Source organism: Streptomyces sp. 13-12-16 (assembly GCF_002114215.1).
Lineage (GTDB): Bacteria > Actinomycetota > Actinomycetes > Streptomycetales > Streptomycetaceae > Streptomyces.
In genome coordinates, this window is the sequence record NZ_NCTE01001004.1 from 1 (window position 1) to 2,592 (window position 2,592).

General features: G+C 75.0%; 2 protein-coding genes. Both read right to left on the reverse strand.

Going from position 1 to position 2,592, the window contains the following annotated elements; all coding sequences use genetic code 11:
• Window positions 1-421: bifunctional precorrin-2 dehydrogenase/sirohydrochlorin ferrochelatase (locus tag B7767_RS34050; RefSeq protein ID WP_143652776.1), on the reverse strand; the 421-nt coding region annotated here is incomplete at its 3' end.
• Between the two features lie 222 nt (window positions 422-643).
• A partial coding sequence (gene cobT / locus B7767_RS34055) for a nicotinate-nucleotide--dimethylbenzimidazole phosphoribosyltransferase (RefSeq protein WP_143652777.1) occupies window positions 644-2,592 on the reverse strand: 1,949 nt, incomplete at its 5' end.

A 2,592-nucleotide genomic window follows, 5' to 3' on the forward strand; every position in this document is an offset into this window, starting at 1 on the left:
GGCGGGGGTCGCGGCCGCGTGCCCGCGTCGTGAGGACGGCCACGGTGACGCCCTCGCTGGAGCCGGTGGCGGGCGTCCACGCCGTGGCCGCGTCGGCGTCGTCCGAGCGGACGCACCAGACGCGGTGCGCTTCCGCCTCGGCGGAGGCGCGGGTGTTCGCGTCGGTGTCGCCGGTGGCGATGAGGGCGTACCAGGCCTGCGCGAGGTCGCCCTCGGCGTAGGGGCGGCGGTGCCAGGTGATCTCGCCGGCGTCCGCCATGGCCTCCACGGAGGGGGTGGCCTCGGGGGACACCAGGTGGATGTCGGCGCCGGCGGCGATCAGGGCGGGGAGTCGGCGTTGGGCGACCTGGCCGCCGCCGAGTACGACGATCCGGCGGCCGGTGAGGCGGAGGCCTACGGGGTAGGCGGGGTGTTCGGCCATGAGGGACGGCTCCTCTTGCGGCGTGCGGTAGCCCTGACGTGCGGATTTTAATGGTGCGGGGGTTTCGGCGGGTCCGGTGTCCGGTGGGTGGGCGAGGGGCGCCGGGTGCCGGCTTCGGGGTGGTCGTGCCCGCCCGTTCCGCCCGGGGTTCCTCCCCCGGGCCCTCGAGGGCCCGGGGGAGGAACGACTGGCCACGACCACCCCGGCGTCGAGGAGGAGACCTTACTTCTCGGTGACGCCCGCCGAGTCGAAGGTCGCCACCTCGTGCATGGCCCGGGCCGTGCTCTGCACGAGCGGGAGGGCCAGGAGGGCGCCCGTGCCCTCGCCGAGGCGGAGGTCGAGGTCGACCAGGGGGCGCAGGCCCAGTTTGTTGAGGGCGGCGACGTGGCCGGGCTCGGCGCTGCGGTGGCCCGCGATGCAGGCGGCCAGGACCTCGGGGGCGATGGCCCGGGCCACCAGGGCGGCGGCACCGGCGCTGACGCCGTCCAGGATCACCGGCGTACGCAGCGACGCGCCGCCGAGGAGCAGGCCGACCATGGCGGCGTGCTCGAAGCCGCCGACGGCGGCCAGGACACCGACGGGGTCGGCCGGGTCCGGCTGGTGGAGTTCGAGGGCGCGGCGGACGACCTCGGTCTTGCGGGCGAGGGTCTCGTCGTTGATGCCGGTGCCGCGGCCGGTGACCTCCGCCGGGTCGGCGCCGGTGAAGACGGAGATGAGGGCGGCGGACGCGGTGGTGTTCGCGATGCCCATCTCGCCGGTGAGGAGGGCCTTGTTGCCGGCCGCGACCAGGTCGCGGGCGGTCTCGATGCCGACCTCGATGGCCTTCTTGGCCTCCTCGCGGGTCATCGCGGGCCCGGTGGTCATGTCGGACGTACCGGCGCGGATCTTGCGAGGCAGCAGACCGGGGGTGGCCGGGAGGTCGGAGGAGACGCCCACGTCGACGACGCAGACCTCCGCGCCGACCTGGGCGGCGAAGGCGTTGCAGACCGCTCCCCCGCCGAGGAAGTTGGCCACCATCTGGGCGGTGACCTCCTGCGGCCAGGGGGTGACGCCCTGGGCGTGCACCCCGTGGTCGCCGGCGAAGACCGCGACGGCCGCGGGTTCCGGGATGGGCGGCGGGCACTGGCGGGACAGGCCGGAGAGCTGGGCGGAGATGATCTCCAGCATGCCGAGCGCCCCGGCCGGCTTGGTCATGCGCTTCTGGCGCTCCCACGCCTCGCCGAGCGCCTTGGCGTCCAGCGGGCGGATCTGTGCGACGGTCTCGGCGAGCAGGTCGTGGGGGTCCTCTCCGGGCAGGGCGCGACGGCCGTACGTCTCCTCGTGCACGACCCAGGACAGCGGGCGGCGCTTGGACCAGCCGGCCTGCATCAGCTCGGGCTCGTCCGGGAACTCGTCGACGTAGCCCACGCACAGGTAGGCGACGACCTCGAGGTGCTCGGGGAGCCCCAGCGCGCGGACCATCTCGCGCTCGTCGAAGAAGCTGACCCAGCCGACGCCGAGGCCCTCGGCACGGGCGGCGAGCCAGAGGTTCTCGACGGCGAGCGCGGAGGAGTACGGCGCCATCTGGGGCTGGGTGTGGCGGCCGAGGGTGTGCCGGCCGCCGCGGGTCGGGTCGGCGGTGACGACGATGTTCACCGGCGTGTCGAGGATGGCCTCGATCTTCAGTTCCTTGAACTGCTTCGCCCGGCCCTTGGGGAGGGACTTGGCGTAGGCGTCGCGCTGGCGCGTGGCCAGTTCGTGCATGCTGCGCCGGGTGTCGGCGGAGCGGATGACGACGAAGTCCCAGGGCTGCGAGTGGCCGACGGAGGGCGCGGTGTGGGCGGCCTCCAGGACGCGGAGCAGCACCTCGTGCGGGATGGGGTCGTCGCGGAAGCCGTTGCGGATGTCCCGGCGTTCGCGCATGACCTTCAGTACGGCCTCGCGCTCCACGTCGTCGTAGCCGGGGGCGGCAGGACCGGTGGGCCGCGCGGGGGCCGCGTCCACGCCGGCGCCCTGGGTGTCCAGGTCGTCCGGGTTCTGTGCGGGTTCGGCGTCCGCCTCGCGGGGTTCCCCGGCGGGGACGGCCACGCCCTGGGGCGGGGTCGGCGCGAGGTGCGGGGTGGCGGGCACGGTGCCGTCCACGGGGACGAACTCGCCCACGGGCCGGTCCGGCCCGGGCTCCGGGGGGACGG